The sequence below is a fragment of the Roseburia lenta genome, assembly GCF_014287435.1.
Lineage (GTDB): Bacteria > Bacillota > Clostridia > Lachnospirales > Lachnospiraceae > Pararoseburia > Pararoseburia lenta.
Window position 1 is genome coordinate 335,057 of record NZ_JACOPG010000001.1, and the last position, 18,175, is coordinate 353,231.

The window sequence follows — 18,175 nt, forward strand, 5'->3', positions numbered from 1 at the left end:
AGGCTCTTTCTCTGTTCTTATAAATCTATCTTTGTATTATTCTTCTGGTTCTTCATAATCCTCATAGTCTTCCGGATCAATTGAGTTATTCAACTCTTTGCTGCTTCGATAGCCGGTATCAAACACCTTGCAATGCTCAAACTTCTTCAACCACGCCTCCCAGTGGGCTGCAGTCGGATAAGTTCCGTTTTCCATTGCCTCTGTCTCAAATGCCTGGGCTTCTCGGATATCTTTACAGGAGAAATGATAGCGTACAATAGCTTCTCCGTTGTCTAACCGATCAAATGCATCTAAGATTGTCTTCTTATAGGTTGGAATTGTGTACCATACCGAATCTTCCATCAATCCACCTTCTTCGTGGCTTTTCTTATTATAGTTCTCCCGGTCAATCATACGTACATAAGCTGGATTTGGATCGTAGAACTCGCCCTGCACAATACCAGACTGCACTACAACAACCTTAATCAGTTTATATGATACATTGCCAGCACCATCCGTTGCCTTATAACGAACCGACATCCAGCCGTACTCTCCCAGATGCAGAAACTTTTCAATGTCAAAATCTTCCACTTCCAGTGTCACATCTGTTCCATCTTCCTTATCCTTTGCTGATGCAGTGCGAAGTAAATCTTCCTTATTCAACTTTCCGGCACGAATAGCATCTGTATTCCAGTATTTATTCTTCGCCGTAATCTTTGGTGGCTCATCCCATACGGCATAAAGGGTAACGTTATTGATATAGCCTTCCTCACTGACACTTTCCTGCCCATTATTGATCATTTCAAGGATTCTCGGTGTCAAGTCAAAAGTCTCACCACATTTACCTACACCACTGTCTTTATACATTGCCTGGTCAGAATACGACCAGCCATGATGAGAATAGATAGTCTTGTATGGGATATCTTTTTCTAAATTTTCATCGTACTCTATGCCGCTGTATATTTTTTCAAATGTATTATCTGGCAAGGCGGTCTCATTGCTGACAAAACCATATATCACATAATTATCCCCGGCGGTCTGGGTATTTCCATTGATAGAAAGATCAGCTGCGGTTGTATATTGAGCATACAGTATCTGGTCTTTCGTTACTTCGTTGGCACTAAAATGCATTGTCTGTCCGATTTTACAACTTGTACCTTTGCCATCGGCAGTCTTACTATAACCAACATTTCGCAGAGTCTGAAATACTCTGCCATCATAATAGACCGTTGTGCCGACTGTCGGCACATCAACATCCTCCTTCCAATAAATAGTCTGGCGTTCCGGAAGTTTAAATGTCACATGTACATTTTGCACGTTGCCATCATAGGTCACATAGTATTCTTCCGATAGTATGATATTTCCTACAGTTCCATTGGTTCCTGTAGCAGAACGCAAGACTGCTTTTCGATTTCCCTGCGTATATTTGTTGCCACCTGTTGTATTTAATGTAAACTTCTTCAACATAGCATCCGCATTATTTTTATTCATGCCATAGGTACAACTTGCCACAATTCTTCCCGCAACATCATATGGCTTTTCTATTGTCACTTTGATTGCACCATCCGCGCAGGTCAGAGCTCCGGTGATCTCTATCATTTTGCCCTTTGTCAGATATACTCCATTACTATAGGTGCTGGCACTTCCTGACATCTTATAGTTGCCATTCTGATATACGTCATATCCGACATTTCCTCCGGATGCACCTCCGGCATAATTCATAGTTGCCTTATTATATGTACCGTAACGCTGATTATCCTTAATTGTTCCACCTGTGATCGTTGCATTTCCACTATAATTGTAAATACCATCTTGTGTATTTGATTGAATCACGCCACCAGACATATTCATCGTTCCACTTTTAAGTATACTATCCTCATCATAGAATCCATTTTCAATACCATATTTATTATTTTTTATCGTTCCACCAGAAATATTAAAGGTTCCGGCATTTCTAATACCATCATGCGTATTAGAATAAATTGTTCCGCCCCTTAAATATGCTGTTCCTTCATTGTAAAAACCGTAATTATTGCTATAAATAGAGCCATTATTCATTGTAAAGGTGTTAGAATTAAACACTCCATAGTTTGTGTTATTATGGATATCTCCAGAGATCATGGTTACTGTGCCATTGTTGGAAATGCCATACTTATTCGAATATATGTTGCAGTTGGAGACGGCGGCGGTACCTGTATTAACCTTTATTCCGGTGTCGCATCCATGTATGGTACTATTTGAGATAGATGCTTTAGTCAAATTTGTCTTGGCATCATTATTATCAATTCTGATGCCTTCCATTCCGGCATTATAGACATTGCAGTTATCAATCGTAATGGATTGTCCAGACTGCGCTCCTCCATATATAATACCAACATCTTCGCTGCTTGTATTCTTATTGACATTGATCGTTGTGTTTTTAATTGTCACATTACCAGAGCATCCGATAGCCGTATTCCAACCGCCATAATTATTTATGGTACATCCATCAATATACATGGAACCACGGCAATCCAGTCCGCCTCCTAATAATCCGGAGTATGTAATTGCACGCGACAAAGCCACGCTACCGTTCCCACTAAATGTACAATTTGTACAAGTTAAGTATTTCCATGATGCAATAGCACCAACATTATGATTGTGTCCCCATGTATTATCAAAGGTACATTTATTAAATGTTCCATTAGATGTTCCTACACTCCACCAATGATTCTCTGAAAAGAAAGAACAACTCTCAGCATAAATATCTGGAGATGATACAGCACCCGGAGTATCTCCAAAACTTACAACGGTTGATGTATTATCCCATATATTTACAGTGTGCAATTCAATTTTTGTATGTTCGTTATATGCTAATCCGAACGAAACACCATTATCACTCGTTGCACCACCAATAACAGGGCTATCGCCTCCACTTCCGATACGTTGCCATGTTTTTTGTCCGGCAGAAAATATACTTTCCCCATATATCGTTAGTTTCATATTTATTGGGACAAAGACACTATCGTATGTCTGAACATTTCCCATCATACAAACTTCTAGTTCATCGCATCCTGCTCCACGAAACCATGCTAGAGCAACATTAAGTCCTTGAGCCGGTGATCCATTCGGATGTGCATTATCAAAGCCACCTGCACTCCAATTATTATCATCATTAAATCCCCACCAATGGTTTTGGTCGATGAAAATTGTCTTTTTTGTTGCCACTTCTATTTTCTGGTTCCTATCATCTTCGGTTTCATCCGCATCCGTCTCTTTATCCTGATCTTCTACATCGCTTTTCAAGAACACAAGATTTTCCTTTGCCAGAAATCCGTTACCAAAATATGTGTGATTAACGGTTCCGTCAAAATCATCCGCAGAAGCAATCAAAGACTCCATGACATCAGACTCTGATACAGGACTTACCACACCATCAACAGTAGAGTTGATTTGCTTTAACAGTGCTACATACGCAGCTACGTGAGCCGAAGCAATAGATGTTCCTCGCAGCTCTGTCTCAAGCGTTGTTTTTTCTTTTATAACAACTAACTTATATGTACCAAGTGCAGCAAAATCAATGTTTTCTCCATGATTGGTATATGATGCTGATACAATTTTTCCGTCTGCATCCTCTTCCGCTGCGGCAATGTTAATAGCTGCATCTACATTGCCTGGAATGTATTCCATTGCATCTGCATTATCATTTCCGGCTGCTGTCACCACAGTAATGCCGTTGTTATAACAATCATTGATAGCATTTGTTAAGATGTTGGACTGTCCGACACCAGAAAGAGAAAGATTGATAACATCTGCTCCATGCTCCTTTGCATACTTGATTGCAAGGGCTACAGATAACACAGTTCCCTTACCATCTTTATCTAAGGCTTTAATTGGTAAAAGCATGACATTTTCATCTGCTGTATCTTCGGCAATAATCTTCGCCATAGCAGTTCCATGTCCGTTATCATCTACATAAGTGTCAGAAATCGTAGACGTTCCTTCGATGATACGATCTTTAAATGTATCATCATTTGTTACATCTGAGATGCCGGTATCAATCACTGCTACGATTGTTTTATGTTCTTCTACCGTCTCTGCAACAGGTTGAGCTTCTGCAGAAGTATCTTCTACAACATCTGTCACTTCCGTATCAGTTACTTCTTTTGCCACCTTATCTTCTGGCACTTCATCCTCTTTGATAGCATCTACAGATGCATCTTTTTCTACGGTAATGCCATTTGCCACAAAAGAGTTATAAGCACTGTCTGTTTCTTCTACACTCTTATATGCAAGCACATAGATGTTATCATAGTGATCTACCGTTACAGCACCATAAAACTCTGTAAGTTCTACATCTGAGGTAACGATAAGTCTCGTAGCAGCTACCTTAGAAGAGTTATCTCCATCCGAAAGGACTTCATCCGCAGAAGTATGGTCTGTTACGCTAACGCTCTCGGATGAGGTGTTTGTGTCTTCCGTAGTAGCCTCGGAAGAGTCTTTCGTTATTTCAGTCGTTTCCTCTTCTGTCTTCTCTTCTAATTCAAGCTCGCCATTTTCAATTTTCTTTTTTACCTCTTCTTGAACTTGATCTACAAGGGCTTGGTCGTTAATGTCGCCTCCCCTTGCCTGTATTGCTTCAATAACAGCTTGTTCGATTAAATCACTGTTTTCAGTTAAAACAGATGTAATCTGATCGGTTGTATCGCTTACCTGTTCTCCGACTTCGGCAGCATATGCCGTTCCCGGAAACAAGGTAGTTAAAACAACTCCTATCGCAAGCATCTGTGCCATTACTTTTTTTGCATTAAACTTCTTCATGCTCTTTTTCCTCCTGTATAAAATCAAGAAATGTGCCGACCGTCGGCACGCGTTTTCCTTTACCGGAAAATGGCATAGTAGACTTCATCCTCTGTCACATGTGCCGGAAAGTTTACTGGCTCCTGTGATGCAGGGTCTTTCGTCCATCCAACAAATATCTGTCCTTCCTTGAATGGTGCCTCCGGCTCTACAAATGTCTCTTTCTCTGTAATCTCATAAGTCAGCCACAAAGCATCATCTACATAAAAGGTCACATCATGCCTCTTGGATGTTTTCTTTTCATCAAATGTTGCCGTTGCATCACATTTTACCTCTCCAATTTTTCCATTTGGCTTTGTATACTTTTCTTCCACATGAATTGCCAGGATACCTTTTTCCGTATCAATGCCTGCAATATCAACCTGCAGATCAAAGTTGGGATCCTCGTTTCCTTCTTTCCCAGCATTGATCCTTTGCAGTAAAGATTCATAAAAAGATGCCATCAATGCATCTTCGTTGGTAATATCCAAATCCTGCGTCTGTACCACTTCATCCAAAGCACTTTTCACAACATCTGCCAAAGAGTTCTCCATCTCGCTTTCTCTTAGTGTTCGATGCGACATAGTAAGTATTCCTAAGATAATCACGACAATAATGGCAACTCCAGACAAAACAAATGCAATCTGTTTCACACGCTTTTTCTCCTTTCTTCGTGCCGATTGTCGGCACATTATTTTCATTCATTACAAGTTATATAGACTTGGCATATATTCGATACCCCCATCTGATCCGTAACCCGAACTTTCAAACGATATGTTCCACTTTGCTCAAATGTCAGTCTCGTACCATCAAAAACACTTGCAGTAACATTTTCACCTTCATAAAATGCATTTAAAACCGCCACGTCTGCGCGTTGCCCATCTGCATCTGTCGCACTAAACAACTCTTCCGCACTGTAAGAATTACCTGCAAAAGTTTCCTGCGCCACCACCTCAGGACGTTTTCTTTCCTGCAGTCTTTTAACCTCTGTAAGACTTGTATCAGACACTTCTTGTCTACTTGTTTGTTCTGCAACCGTTTGTCCCATGATAGGAAGAATCCCTGTCTTTCCACCAAAAACAATGCCACCAAAAATCAATGTTAACAAAGCTATACCTATGATTGTATAAAGAAAAGCATTGCCTAAATTTTGAGATAATTTCTCCATTTCAGCCTCCTTTACATAACCCATTCCATCAATTTAACGATGCCTTCACTCAAAGGATTTTGAAATAAATACACTACCAGAGGCATTAAAGCAAGTGCAACAACTATTCCTGTTGCTAGATGACCCACATGTTCTGTTGTCTCTTCCATTTTTCATCCTCCATTCTGTGCCGACTGTCGGCACAATTTTTCTATCACATTGCCTGTACGACCCACCAAAGTAGTCCTGCGATTGCGCTTCCGGTTAGGACATAAAAAAAAGCAAATCCTAAATGATCAATAATTATCCTCATAAAGACCTCCTAGTTAAGATCCGTCTTAACAGTTCTTTCTGTTGCAATCTGTAAAAGCGGTACTTTAAATTCATACAAAAGTGTCGCCTGACCATAAGTATTACGATTACTTCCCTGCGCCTTATATCCTGTCACACTAAGCTCATATCCTGCTTGATTTGCATCCTCCTGACAAGCATTAATCACACTAGGCGCATAATCTGACGATTCAATACGTGTAACACAATCTGACAAGAAAGCGTCCGCATTACGCGCATCAATAGCAGCAGAAAATAGTCCATACCCGCTAAAAGTCAAAAGCAACAACAGAAAACACCCCAAAAAACCTTTTATAATTGTTTCCATTGAAAAACTCCTTTCCGTGCCGACTGTCGGCACAACTTTTCGCAATCTCTAAAAGTTTGTGATTTTTTCCACCATCTGCATAAACATAACCACCATTTCAACCATCATCTTGGCTCCAATCACACCCATTACACGATATCCCATTTCATCTAGTGGTCGTAATGCCTCCTCATTCTTTGCTTTCTCCGCCTCATCCATAAGATAGTTATTACGTTCTACCATATCCATGATTGCTGTCTGCTCCTGTGCACTAGTTCCAGCATAAACGCTGTAAATTTTTCGCATAAAAGAATCCACGCCTCGGATTGGAAAGTTTTTCAGGAAATTCAGATATGGATCGATACTCTCTGGGTGTTTCTTTAAATCTTCATAAAAAAGATCCAGTTCCGGTTTTAAGACCGTGGGTGCTGTTTCATAAGAGCCATACAAGGCAACCTGCACACTGTCTGTCTGCATCCGGAGTGCCACATCCAAGATCCACGTGGGGAATGCCCTGCGCATTTCCTTGACGGTGTCCTGATAAGACAGCAAATATCCGACTTTCCATGAAAATAAAACAAAGACCGTCAGTGCTGCCATAATAACGATGATGGCAACAGAGGCATGTCTTGCAATACTAATAATTAGAAATACTGCCGGAATGACCGTCCAACGAAGTGACGTCGCCATTTCTTTTTTCTTATCAAAATGCACGACCTGTTCATAATTGGCTAAGATCTTCTCATCGGATAGGGTGTTTTTTCGATCCATCCAATCAACCGATGCCTTCCGATCCGTAGCACGCACAAGCAACAGACTTGCCACCCACTCAATGACACCACAGATCTGCACCAATGGTTCATGCATCAGATCCATGCCATAAAAGTAAAACGCCCATAGGATGACAAGTTCCAAGAAAACGCAGCCTCCCAGGATGCCATATACGACATTTCTCGCAGAAACACGCTGCATCTGTGCTTCCTGCTGACGCAGTTCCCAGTTGCGCAGATCATCCTGCAGTATCTTGATGGCATCCGTAACATCACCACCTAGGGTCTGCACATTCGCCATATATCTATGTATGTTCTTCATACGCAGACATCCGTAATCTGTCTCGATCATCTGATAGGCTTCCTGTTGGGCATCTGCACTCGTACTTGTGAGCATATGTTTCTCTGCCTTATCCAGACAGTCATACATAGGACTCTCTGCAAAGGAACTCTTGATCTCTGCTAAGGATGGCTGATACCTTTTCTTATCCCGGAAGACTGTCAGTATCTGATCCATGTAGGAAACAGCGTCCCAGAACTTCGACTGGTTCGATTTATTTCTATAAGTACTCAAGACCATGCCAGGGACAAATACAATCCCCAGCAGCAACATGATGATGATATAAACCGGCTGCAAGCGAAAGGCACAGCCAGCCAATGCTCCACATCCCAGATAGATGCCATAATTACGCAATGCCTTTCCTATACTGTACTCATATCCATATCCCTCGATTTCCGAGCATATATGTCTGGGATGCAGATAATATAAGGATCCTTTTTTCTTCACTCTGTTTCCTCCTTCCAACTTGTATGCATGATATCTGCAACAACAGGATCGATCGATACATGCTGCTGTTTTTCAAAGAATGATGTTTCCGTGCCGACTGTCGGCACATATTGGTAAAATTCCCCTGCCGGCATTTGAGATCTTTTCTGGATCTCATCCGTGTTCCAGACATCGCCTATATTTTCTCTTTTCATATGGTAAAGCACCTTTTCCGGTAACTGCTCTGTGACAAGCATGCCATTTTCATATACCACATGCACATATTTCCGGTCACCCATGCGATAGAAAAAGGCTACCTGATCGATAAACCTGACCTTCCTCTCCGGATTATCCGGATCCTGCTTCTGAGACACCAACACACCTACATTCAGATAAGAATACACATCTGTTTCCATACGGTCTCTGGCTGCCGGAGAATCGCACATATTGCACATGCGATCCGGTATATTTCTGACATCATCCACATGGATGGTCGTGATTCCTTTCATGCCCCCGGAGATATTTTTCATATAAGGCTGCACCTCTGCGCCACGCAATTCTGACACATTCAGCCATTTTGGATTCTGCCTGAGGCATGCCGTGATGGCATCATCGATCGTAAAATACTTTCCGGTCTGCAAAGATACACAATCAGCATCCGGACGGATATCCTGATAGTGCCATTCCAATGAGTCCTCGATCGTAATAACTCTTTCCTCCGCCGGGATAAACTGGGATAAGAACTTTGCAAGTTCCGTCTTTCCTGCGCCCGGTTCTCCACCGATCATAATGACCTGATGTGCCTTGATGCAGTGATACAAAAGTGATAAGCACTTGGCATCGGCATAACCACTTTTTAAGGCATCCCCCACAGAAATACGCACATATGGCGGTGTCTTACGAATGCAAATGGATCTGCCGGTCACTGCGGCTGATTCATGGATAATGGACAGCCTTAATTTTGGTGTTTCTGCTTCAAGTTTCGGGTTCTGCACATTCAGTTCCTTTGATACATAATTGGAAATGCGCTGGGTAAACTGCGCCACCCATGCATCTGTGATCTCTACATCTATTTTTCTTTTATAGTTATTACAATCACGCACCCACACATCTTTTCCGTTGTAATCAATGTCCGTGATCTTTTCATCCTTGACATACGGATATAGCACACCATACAGATCTTCTGATTCTTCGATTGCAATAATACTTTCTTGTTCCATATTTTTCTCCTACTTTGTGCCGACTGTCGGCACGCTTTTGTTATTTCCCGGACAGATTCAACTTGTCTGTCCGGGATTATTCTTCTTGTTGCTACGCAGCCCAATTTACTAACTTTTGGATTAACTGCGTAAATGCCTGTCCGACAATGCTGGTATTATCGGTTCCGATCATAAACAATGCTAATGCACCCAATGCAATAATGATAAGAATGATCATTCCGCTATCTCCTAGTTTTTCAAAGATTTTCTTCATCTGTTATTTCTCCTCCTTTCCTTTTGTGCCGACTGTCGGCACATTTTCTATAAAATGAACGGATTTCTCCGGTCATATCTCCTTTAAAGGCAATAGCGCCTTTTCAAGAAATCCAGGACACTGCCATCAAATGTCATTTCTCTATGACATTCTTCTGTCATGATCTCCATTGCCAGACGTGGTTCCATCGCATTTCTATAACATCGTTCCGATGTCATGGCATGAAATGCATCAAAGGTATAGATCATTCTTGCCTTCGTTAAGACCTCGTCGCTTCCCATAGGAATATCTTGCAAGTGCAAAGGCGATCTTCCATGATGGAAAAGAACGATCTGTGCCACCTCATCAGGCACACCATATTCCTTCGCCGTAAGCCATCCCATGTATGGATGCAGTCTTACGATCTGCATTTCTGCCAGGCTAAGACCGCTTTCCTTTTGCAGGATCCTGGACGATACATACATCTTTCCTACATCACAGATAGATGCCGCCTGCACCAGTTCCGGCGAGTCACGCCCCGCATACGCTAAGTATTCTTCTGTCAATAGCCGGACACATTGACAATTCAACATGGTTTCCTTATCAAGTGTCTGCACCAATTCCCTAAGTCCATCGATAGACATTACTTTCCCCTTTCCGTATCGTGCCGACAGTCGGCACGTTATTTTAAAAGTCACAGTATCAGCACCAGGATGATCACAAAGAGAAACAGATAAACGCTGCCAACTGTCTCCCAAAGTCCATCCGGTTTGACATAGGACTTTGCCCTATATGCCTTTTCTGACTTTTTAGTCTGCACGACATATGCCTGTTCCTTAATCCTTCGCTTTTCTGTATACATGCACAGATCTGCCGTATGCTGCAGGTCGCCCATCGACTGCGTTGGCTGTCCTCTGGCAACACCGCAGGAGACAACAACGGGAAAAGGGATGGATGCGTTACTGTCTCTTACTGTTTTCTGAAATACTTCCAATCGACGTTCCACCTCCTCATCCGTAACATCACGCAAATAGACCAGGAATTCATCGCCTCCCATCCGAAAAACGTCTTTTGTTTCCATACAACTTACCAGGGTCTTTGCTACATGGCGAATGAGTTCATCCCCAACATCATGTCCATAATGGTCATTTGCAATCTTGAGATCATTAACATCCAATGCCAGCAAGAATACATGAGAAATATCAAAATCCGGCTTTTCAAAGCCTTCCTCCTCACACCTTTTAGAAAATCCCATACGGTTATAAAGACCGGTAAGCCCATCATGGTATGCCAGCCAGAGGGTCTTATCCTGCTCCTTTTCTCTGGCAAGTTGTTCTTCCTTTGTCCTTCGTATTACCTGCTCTTTTTCACGCAATTTTAGCAATCCCTGCACATAAAACTGCATTACTTCATCCATACATCCACCTCCTTTGTCTCTGTACCGACTGTCGGCACATTTTCATCTGTTACCTGCACCGGGTTTTCTATTTCATCTGATGTATGATCGTAGTGCTTGATCTGGTAAGCAAGGCTGATAACAAGCAGGCAAACAAGCCACACGCACCAGACTTTGGCAACGACTTTTATACCCTTTCGCAAAATTCTCATAAAACTCCCTCCGCTGTTGTGAATAGCACTCGCTCCGTTGTAGGACTTGTACTGATGATGTTATGGATGATTTCTTTTCCATCCAAACTCTCGTCCTCTGTAATGCCAACCATCTGTCCTTTTTCATTTACGACAAGGTCTCCTGCTTGCAGATTTCTCCAACATCTCGTTGCAATCACAAAATCCAACTTGTCGGCATTCCCGATTGCATATACCGGAAACAGTTTTGTAGTCAGACCTATCGCAAAAGCCAGACATACCGCACCCAGCACGCTCGATAATATTTGTTTTGCATTTGATGACATAACCTCTCCTCACTTTCTTTTGTGCCGTCTGTCGGCACAAAAAAAGGAAGTACCCTGGCGCTTTACACAGGTTACTTCCTTAGTTACTATTTTGTCTCTTTTAGCATAACAGTATATTTTTGTATTATCTAGTAGCATTTAGTAGCATTTGGTAGCGTTTAGTAGCATCTGATAGCGGCCAATAGTTTAGCTTCCTTCCTGCATATCTGCTGTGTGCCGACCATCGGCACAGATTGTGGCATATTCCTCCATTTCTTTTTCTTCCATCAAAAACATTCTCTTCAAATTATCCTCTGTCACTCCATTTTCAGACGCTCTCAATATGATCTGTTTTTCCCGATCAGAGAGTTCCTTAGAATAGCGCAACCAGACATCAATAAAGTCACCTGTGACATCTCGTTTCTTTCTTGTGCCGACGGTCGGCACATTTTCATCATCCATCGCATCATTTTCTGCCAGCTGTTTTAATGCCTTTTGCAAGGTGTTCTTATTCTTATCTCTAAGATCCGCATGCAAAAACTCCGGATTATCAATGTCTGCAAATTCTTTTGGCTCACTATCCGGCAAAACTGTGATATAGCGATATTCCTTTTCGTTCCACACAACTTCTACCGGATGAATATACCCTCCGTCTTCGCTTGCCTTATTCAGTTCCATCGCACGATGATATGGAGAATCCGGATTTTCCCATGGTCTTTCTTTTTCATCATAGATTGGGAACTCTCCTTCCATAAAAATAATACAATCTGAATTTGGCATACGTTTCACTGCCGCAGGAGAGATCAGATTGCCACCGGCTTCTCCAAAATCCGTCCGATCCTTTTGCATGACTGCTGTATCAAAGGTCATATCGCCTGTCAGCTTGGAAATCCACTCATGCGTTTCATCCGCTGCCGGAGCCGCCCCATAAAATGCCATCACTGCACAGTTATCTAAAAAAATTTTCCATTTATCATTCGGATAAAGTACCATTAATTGTGCTTTGGACTGCAATACCGGAACCATGTAAATATTTCTGCTTCGTATTGTTCCAAGCAATACCTCCGCATCTGCTGGTCGGGCACCGGCATAAAACTCATCCATCAAAAATCCAACCGGTATTGGGAGTGCTCCACCATTTCTCTTAAAATCACGATCTGCAATATTACATAGCGTATTGACAGCCAATGTATAGAAAATAGAGAATACGAAATTTAAGGAAGAGTCTGTATCATCTGCCCCTAAGAAAATTGCAACCTTTTTGTCGGTTGGGTGGTCCTTCGTTCCTCCAACACCATATGCCAGATCCTGCAGGTGCATATCATCGTCTTCAAAAATACGTTTCAACTCTGGCAACTCCAACAACTTAAATTTTGCGTTTACTATAATAACGATACTCTTTACCGTGTCTGCAGCACCACCTATAAACTTAAAGTAGTCTCGTACAGCCGGGTGGTTTGGTCCGTACTTTTCTCGCATTTTCATCATCTTCACTTCCAAAATGGAAGGTGGTGGCGCGCCTTTTTTCTTTGGCGGCTGATCCGATAACTGCACCTGCTCATTACAGAGTGCCGTAATGTTATTGATATTGCCATATCTCCCCTCCTCCTTTGCGCAGAACCATTCATAATAAAATATTGCCTGTATATATAGTTTAGGTCCATCTTCCCAGAAAGGATCATTTTTTATAGCATCCGGCGGATCAAGTGAATCGTAGATATTTTCGACTAATCTGATCAGATCCTGATCACGATAAATATAAACAAACGGGTTAAACCGATCACTCTTATCTGGCTCCTTCATATTCAGACTTCTTATCGTATAGCCTTTTTTCTGCAGATACAATCCATACTTAAATTGCAGATCAAGTTTGACATCCAACGGTATGAAATGATCGTGTGCTCGCAAGATGTTTGGCACCATATAACCAGTTGTCTTACCCTTTCCAGAAGATGCAATAATCAACGTGTTATTATTTGACATACTCTTTTCTCCACAAGTATCAACGGCAATATTCTTTGACAATATCATATTATCGTCTTCCACCTTACTCCGTCGTCTACGGTTCACATCCTTGATATCTGCCCATTCTTCTGTTCCGTGGCTGCCTTCCTGATAATTTCTGTAATAGAGCATAAAATAGTAAATAATAAAAACCCAACCTAGAAATCCAAGCCCCATAATGGGTATCGTCTTATCATTATACCAGCGTGTCACCTGCCAGAAATGCAGAGCAATATAAACAAGATAATCCTGCATGTTATTCATGGAAAGATCATCGAAAGTAAACAGCCCACTGACGTAATATGACAGAATCATAAGGATAACTCCAAGGGTCACATAAAGCCCCACCGGCGTTTTTCTTTTCTGTAACATATTTCCTCCTGTATGAAATCAGGAAGCGTGCCGACCGTCGGCACGCTTCCATCCATTTATATTTTCATGGTTGGTGTTGCGATTGATGGTGCAAGATCAGGTGCATTTCTTTGATAATCAAATTTATCCATCAAGTTTTCCACACTTGTCAAATCTCCCTTTATAGGCTTTCCTGCAGCGTCTAGCACCATCTGTTTCTTATCTTTCTCCAAAAACGCAACATACCTTGTTCTATTAGCATGTGTGTCTTTAAATACCTGATCCTTTGGAATAACTAGGAACTGCGTCGGGGAATTTTTATATCCGGTTCCTGGAACCTTGCATGCAAACATCATAGATGCCACAGAATCTTCACCATTGCTTTTCACGAACTGTGTAGCACCGCTTTGTGCTACTAGCGTTTGTTCATCAATGGATATCTGTTCATAAGCATCGTTATTCATATAGTCCACAGATGATCTTGATCCTAAAGGTTCATAGCGGTCTGTCACTTCTTCCCATGTCTTACTATCTTCATTGATAAAAGAATCACTGACTTCCCTATGTGTCTCGTCGCATCGTTCTACAAAATCTTGATCATCCTTACAAATTGCCGTTGCATTCAGTTCTTCCTGAGTCATTTCTTCCATATCTCCCGGATCATCCATACCATCTGCAATCAAACCATCCCTGATTTCCTGATAGAGTTGCTTGACAATCTGTAACTGGTGATTAGGTATATACATCTGCTTTTTTCCATCCGCAAGATTAAGATCCTTGATTTTTGCGAAAGACACATCCACTGCCTCCATAGCATCCTGCAGTTTTTCTTCCAATGCATCAGGAACAGAAATGATAGAAGTCTTTTCTCCCATCATTCTCTTTAGTTCATCCTTTTCCATCTCGCCGGAAACCAGGTGTTCCTTAATATAATTTCCAAGAAAATCTTCCATACGTGCCTTATCAGACTTCTTGTAATAAATTTTCATATGGTCTACATCAAAATCATTTTCTAGCATACAATAATGGATTCCCATATCATCCAGTTTCTCTCGGATTCCTTCTTTGACTAGTTCTTTTGCTTTCAGTTGCCTATGTTCCTCTGTAATAGAACCTTGATTCATAAATCGTTCCAATTCTTTATCTACACGCTCACGAACTTCTGCCATGTCCTGTTCTGACAGAGGTATGTTTGCCACTTCCACGTTATAGTCGCAAAATTTCATAAACTTATCAAAGTTCTCCCAATCCGTCTTTTTCAAAAGATTAGCTTTATGCATTCTGGCAACAAATTGTACAATCAGAATCGTTGCATACAGCGCCGGTGCCATAATCATACGCTGCGCCAGTTGACGACCTCTTTCTATGGAATTCAAGAGATCTTTTTCTTCATTTAAACTCATATTCGTTTCCTCCACATCTTGTGCCGACAGTCGGCACACTTTTTCTGCTACATTCTCGGCGCATGTTCTTCCGGATTGTCCAGCATGATATCTTCTGACATTACATTTTCGTTTTCTGTCTGAATCTCTTTTGAAATCTCCTTACGGTTTCCTACCACCCTATACTCCTCCGGAATATTTTCAGACGTACCATCATAAATCAATGTCATTTCACTACTGCCACAGGTCAAATAGCCGTAGGCTGTAAATGAGCCTGTGTCATTTAAACTTGCATCTCTCCCCAATCCCTCATAGTCAATGTAATCTTCCAGTCCATCAGGAATCTCATAATTTTCAGCAACTGCCTTTCCTAAATCATATTCATCCTCTATATCCGACAGTAAGATATAATTATCCAGATTATTGGTCAGATTAATTAAATCCTTGATGCTGGAAAAACCATCTGCTTCCATCACTGCCATAAAGACACTTAGTTCCCCTTCATCCAATTCATCAATCTGCTTTGCGAGATAATTCAACTCATTCAAAGACGGATACTCCCCGGCAATATAACCAATGTTCTGAGCTCCGACATGATCTTCAAAATCCGTAATGAAGTATTCTTCATACACAACTCCATCTCTTTCTTTTCCAATATCAATCGACTCTAATACGTGCTGCATTTCCTCTGCGGTAAGTGGAAATCCTACCCATTTCCCATTAAACTTTCCTTCTACATATTCTCCAAGATTGGTTATAAATGCTTCAAATGGATATCTACTATCATTTTCATACATATTGTTCATCCTTTCTGTGCCGACCGTCGGCACATCCATTTTTACTTTTTATTGCATTTTTGGTTGTTTTTCTGTTTCTTCTACAGGTGCTATATCATATTCATCAGATATATCATTTTTAACGACATGATCACTAGTGCGTATAACAATATCGTAGTCAAGATTATTAAAGCCTTCAGGGAATTGAAGCCCGAGCAAACTAAATAATTCTTGGCTCTTATTTTTGTCATAAAACAATACCTTTTGTTGTTCCAACACTAATTTTAAAAGATTTTCTATATTATTTTTTTCATAAATACTGGTGGCAATATTTGATGAAACAATCTGAGCCTGATAAGATCCGGTTCCATTTGCACATATTGAAATCATTACAGGACTATTACTAGCATCAATTTCATCTGTTAAAATCATAATGCTATCGTCTCGCGTCAAAGAGTCATATAACATGACCGGCTTTTCAATTTTGCTATAAATATTTTTCACTTGATCCACTGACAAGCCATACCCATGTTTTTTCTCATCTTTTACCTCCAATGCTTTCTTTAGATGCCCCTGTGTATACAGAATTGGCAGTTGCTCACACCCTATATCAAGCAATATCTTTGGTGTATCACCTACCTTAAGAGCATCATAACGCGGATATTTACCCTCAATTACTTCATCAATCTGCTCCGCAAAGGTCTTCTCTGGCTTCAGACCTGATATTTGCCTATTGATATCCTGCAACCGCTCCCGGATTTCATCATCACTTAGTGCATCCTTACGCACTCCCTGGATCATTGCCTCTTTGGATATACGAAAAATATTAGCGCAGATGTTAAGACGCACATCGCTTAATTCTGTTTTTCCTGTCTCAACCTCATCCAGTTCTTTCTCTGACAGAAGTAGAATATTTGCCAGGACATTTGCTTGCATATTATTTTTTAGTCTCTCCTGCCAGATGATTCCTCCATATTTCTGCATAAATGTATTTCTCCTTCCTTTTGTGCCGACTGTCGGCACATTTTCTTTTATGAAAAGTTAGGATGTATCACATCTTCAATAATATTTTTTGCGACTTCATCCACCATCACCTGTGGTGTCTGATTTTCTACATCCATTTTTTTCTGCGTAGTAGAAAGAGCATGATCTATATGCAACAGTGCCTCTGAGGCGATGGATATTTCCTTTCTTTCTGCATCGTAATAATAGGCATGGTCAGACAATCTGTCTTCTGGAGATACAAATGTTTCATTGATTTCTTGTATCATTTTTTCTACATCTGTAACCATGTCTTTGTTTAGTCCATCCTCCATCATTGACGGTGGCAGGATTAATACCTCATGCACACTACTCGGAATAATTAGATAAGAACCGCCTACCCGATCTGCCAATTCATCCATAATCCCTGGCAAAAATAGGTTTGCTGCACCATGATTCTGGGATTGATTCCTTACAACTAACAGTGGTATATCATTCTCAAAATCCATATTTACAGCTGGCGACATTTCTTTTAACAGCTGATCCATTGGCTCAATAACAGTTGGTAAAATTTTTGACATATTCTTGGTCGCTTCTTCATAAACCTCATCAAAACCTTTTTCCCAATTCTTCAGAAGTTCCTCATTGACAACAATAGATGCGTTTACAGCTTCGTTTTGCGTCCACATCTGCCCGATCATAATACGTACCTGTACCTGCAAATCTCCTACCTGTTTATGAAGATCTGAAAGATTACTCTCTTTTCGTGGCATAGAGGCCATGGAAAGAAACAATTTCCCTTTTGCATACTCGTAATCATCTCTCACTCGAATAGCATCTTGTCTCATATTTTCGACCCGAATTTTATCCTCACTTTCATAAATTTCCGTCACATCATTTGCAACTGCCATCAGCATTTCCAGTTCCTCATACAAACCGTATTTTTCATACATCTCATCCAGGTTAATGACTGGTGCAATATTCTCTTCTTCTGTTCGAAGTACCAAGCCGGTATACTCACCTGTCTGGTTAATTCCAGACACTAACTCTGGTGTATAGTTGGCAAATTGTTCTGGCAGCATACCAGTAATAAACTGTTCGATTGTTTGATAAAATTCTCCTTTTGTCATCTTGTTTCCTCCTTGATTTTGGCAACAAAAAAACCGCATGTGAAAAAATCACATACGGTTTTACTTGTTATTTTATTTTGTCACACTTAG

The 18,175-nt window shown here is 41.0% G+C and carries 17 protein-coding genes; all 17 read right to left on the reverse strand.

The window, feature by feature from the left end:
- Positions 1-36: 36 nt before the first annotated feature.
- Positions 37-4,779: a S8 family serine peptidase gene (locus tag H8R94_RS01705; RefSeq protein WP_186853686.1), complete on the reverse strand. Its 4,743-nt coding sequence runs from the start codon at positions 4,777-4,779 to the stop codon at positions 37-39.
- A gap of 59 nt (positions 4,780-4,838) precedes the next feature.
- A complete protein-coding gene (locus H8R94_RS01710; protein WP_186853687.1) occupies positions 4,839-5,450 on the reverse strand; it encodes an InlB B-repeat-containing protein in 612 nt (203 codons plus the stop codon).
- Between the two features lie 44 nt (positions 5,451-5,494).
- Complete coding sequence (locus H8R94_RS01715) at positions 5,495-5,965, reverse strand: hypothetical protein (protein ID WP_186853688.1); 471 nt, start codon at positions 5,963-5,965, stop codon at positions 5,495-5,497.
- Positions 5,966-5,976: 11 nt separating this feature from the next.
- Positions 5,977-6,114, reverse strand: a complete 138-nt coding sequence (locus tag H8R94_RS01720) for a hypothetical protein (RefSeq protein WP_186853689.1) — start codon at positions 6,112-6,114, stop codon at positions 5,977-5,979.
- A 152-nt stretch (positions 6,115-6,266) separates the two neighbouring features.
- Positions 6,267-6,602: a hypothetical protein gene (locus H8R94_RS01725; protein WP_186853690.1), complete on the reverse strand. Its 336-nt coding sequence runs from the start codon at positions 6,600-6,602 to the stop codon at positions 6,267-6,269.
- 48 nt (positions 6,603-6,650) lie between these two features.
- The gene (locus tag H8R94_RS01730) at positions 6,651-8,138 is read right to left on the reverse strand and encodes a hypothetical protein (RefSeq protein WP_186853691.1); all 1,488 of its coding nucleotides are present in this window, start codon (positions 8,136-8,138) and stop codon (positions 6,651-6,653) included.
- On the reverse strand, positions 8,135-9,337 hold the full coding sequence (locus H8R94_RS01735; protein WP_186853692.1) for an ATPase, T2SS/T4P/T4SS family: 1,203 nt from the start codon (positions 9,335-9,337) through the stop codon (positions 8,135-8,137). The genes H8R94_RS01730 and H8R94_RS01735 overlap by 4 nt, the downstream gene beginning before the upstream one ends.
- 91 nt (positions 9,338-9,428) lie before the next feature.
- Positions 9,429-9,554 (reverse strand): hypothetical protein, encoded by a 126-nt coding sequence (locus H8R94_RS12240; protein ID WP_279286804.1) that lies wholly within the window; start codon positions 9,552-9,554, stop codon positions 9,429-9,431.
- 119 nt (positions 9,555-9,673) lie between these two features.
- The gene (locus tag H8R94_RS01740; RefSeq protein ID WP_186853693.1) at positions 9,674-10,213 is read right to left on the reverse strand and encodes an HD-GYP domain-containing protein; all 540 of its coding nucleotides are present in this window, start codon (positions 10,211-10,213) and stop codon (positions 9,674-9,676) included.
- Between the two features lie 50 nt (positions 10,214-10,263).
- Positions 10,264-10,986 (reverse strand): GGDEF domain-containing protein, encoded by a 723-nt coding sequence (locus H8R94_RS01745; protein WP_186853694.1) that lies wholly within the window; start codon positions 10,984-10,986, stop codon positions 10,264-10,266.
- Positions 10,974-11,177: a hypothetical protein gene (locus H8R94_RS01750; protein ID WP_186853695.1), complete on the reverse strand. Its 204-nt coding sequence runs from the start codon at positions 11,175-11,177 to the stop codon at positions 10,974-10,976. The genes H8R94_RS01745 and H8R94_RS01750 overlap by 13 nt, the downstream gene beginning before the upstream one ends.
- Positions 11,174-11,482 (reverse strand): hypothetical protein, encoded by a 309-nt coding sequence (locus H8R94_RS01755; RefSeq protein ID WP_186853696.1) that lies wholly within the window; start codon positions 11,480-11,482, stop codon positions 11,174-11,176. Before H8R94_RS01755 ends, H8R94_RS01750 begins: the two co-directional genes overlap by 4 nt.
- A gap of 186 nt (positions 11,483-11,668) precedes the next feature.
- Positions 11,669-13,837, reverse strand: coding sequence for a VirD4-like conjugal transfer protein, CD1115 family (locus tag H8R94_RS01760; RefSeq protein WP_186853697.1), 2,169 nt, complete (start codon positions 13,835-13,837; stop codon positions 11,669-11,671).
- Between the two features lie 56 nt (positions 13,838-13,893).
- Positions 13,894-15,219: a hypothetical protein gene (locus H8R94_RS01765; protein WP_186853698.1), complete on the reverse strand. Its 1,326-nt coding sequence runs from the start codon at positions 15,217-15,219 to the stop codon at positions 13,894-13,896.
- 47 nt (positions 15,220-15,266) lie between these two features.
- The gene (locus H8R94_RS01770; protein ID WP_186853699.1) at positions 15,267-15,995 is read right to left on the reverse strand and encodes an antirestriction protein ArdA; all 729 of its coding nucleotides are present in this window, start codon (positions 15,993-15,995) and stop codon (positions 15,267-15,269) included.
- A 48-nt stretch (positions 15,996-16,043) separates the two neighbouring features.
- A complete protein-coding gene (locus tag H8R94_RS01775) occupies positions 16,044-16,958 on the reverse strand; it encodes a MuF-C-terminal domain-containing protein (protein ID WP_186853700.1) in 915 nt (304 codons plus the stop codon).
- Positions 16,959-17,005: 47 nt separating this feature from the next.
- Entirely contained in the window at positions 17,006-18,085 is a 1,080-nt protein-coding gene (locus tag H8R94_RS01780) for a DUF5688 family protein (protein ID WP_186853701.1), read from the reverse strand.
- Positions 18,086-18,175 lie beyond the last annotated feature (90 nt).

Coding starts and splice junctions, on each gene's coding strand:
- H8R94_RS01770 (WP_186853699.1), bottom strand. CDS start 15,995: ATGTATGAAAATGATAGTAGATATCCATTTGAAGCATTTATAACCAAT.
- H8R94_RS01725 (WP_186853690.1), bottom strand. CDS start 6,602: ATGGAAACAATTATAAAAGGTTTTTTGGGGTGTTTTCTGTTGTTGCTT.
- H8R94_RS01750 (WP_186853695.1), bottom strand. CDS start 11,177: ATGAGAATTTTGCGAAAGGGTATAAAAGTCGTTGCCAAAGTCTGGTGC.
- H8R94_RS01740 (WP_186853693.1), bottom strand. CDS start 10,213: ATGTCTATCGATGGACTTAGGGAATTGGTGCAGACACTTGATAAGGAA.
- H8R94_RS01715 (WP_186853688.1), bottom strand. CDS start 5,965: ATGGAGAAATTATCTCAAAATTTAGGCAATGCTTTTCTTTATACAATC.
- H8R94_RS01735 (WP_186853692.1), bottom strand. CDS start 9,337: ATGGAACAAGAAAGTATTATTGCAATCGAAGAATCAGAAGATCTGTAT.
- H8R94_RS01780 (WP_186853701.1), bottom strand. CDS start 18,085: ATGACAAAAGGAGAATTTTATCAAACAATCGAACAGTTTATTACTGGT.
- H8R94_RS01765 (WP_186853698.1), bottom strand. CDS start 15,219: ATGAGTTTAAATGAAGAAAAAGATCTCTTGAATTCCATAGAAAGAGGT.
- H8R94_RS01755 (WP_186853696.1), bottom strand. CDS start 11,482: ATGTCATCAAATGCAAAACAAATATTATCGAGCGTGCTGGGTGCGGTA.
- H8R94_RS12240 (WP_279286804.1), bottom strand. CDS start 9,554: ATGATCATTCTTATCATTATTGCATTGGGTGCATTAGCATTGTTTATG.
- H8R94_RS01760 (WP_186853697.1), bottom strand. CDS start 13,837: ATGTTACAGAAAAGAAAAACGCCGGTGGGGCTTTATGTGACCCTTGGA.
- H8R94_RS01775 (WP_186853700.1), bottom strand. CDS start 16,958: ATGCAGAAATATGGAGGAATCATCTGGCAGGAGAGACTAAAAAATAAT.
- H8R94_RS01745 (WP_186853694.1), bottom strand. CDS start 10,986: ATGGATGAAGTAATGCAGTTTTATGTGCAGGGATTGCTAAAATTGCGT.
- H8R94_RS01720 (WP_186853689.1), bottom strand. CDS start 6,114: ATGGAAGAGACAACAGAACATGTGGGTCATCTAGCAACAGGAATAGTT.
- H8R94_RS01705 (WP_186853686.1), bottom strand. CDS start 4,779: ATGAAGAAGTTTAATGCAAAAAAAGTAATGGCACAGATGCTTGCGATA.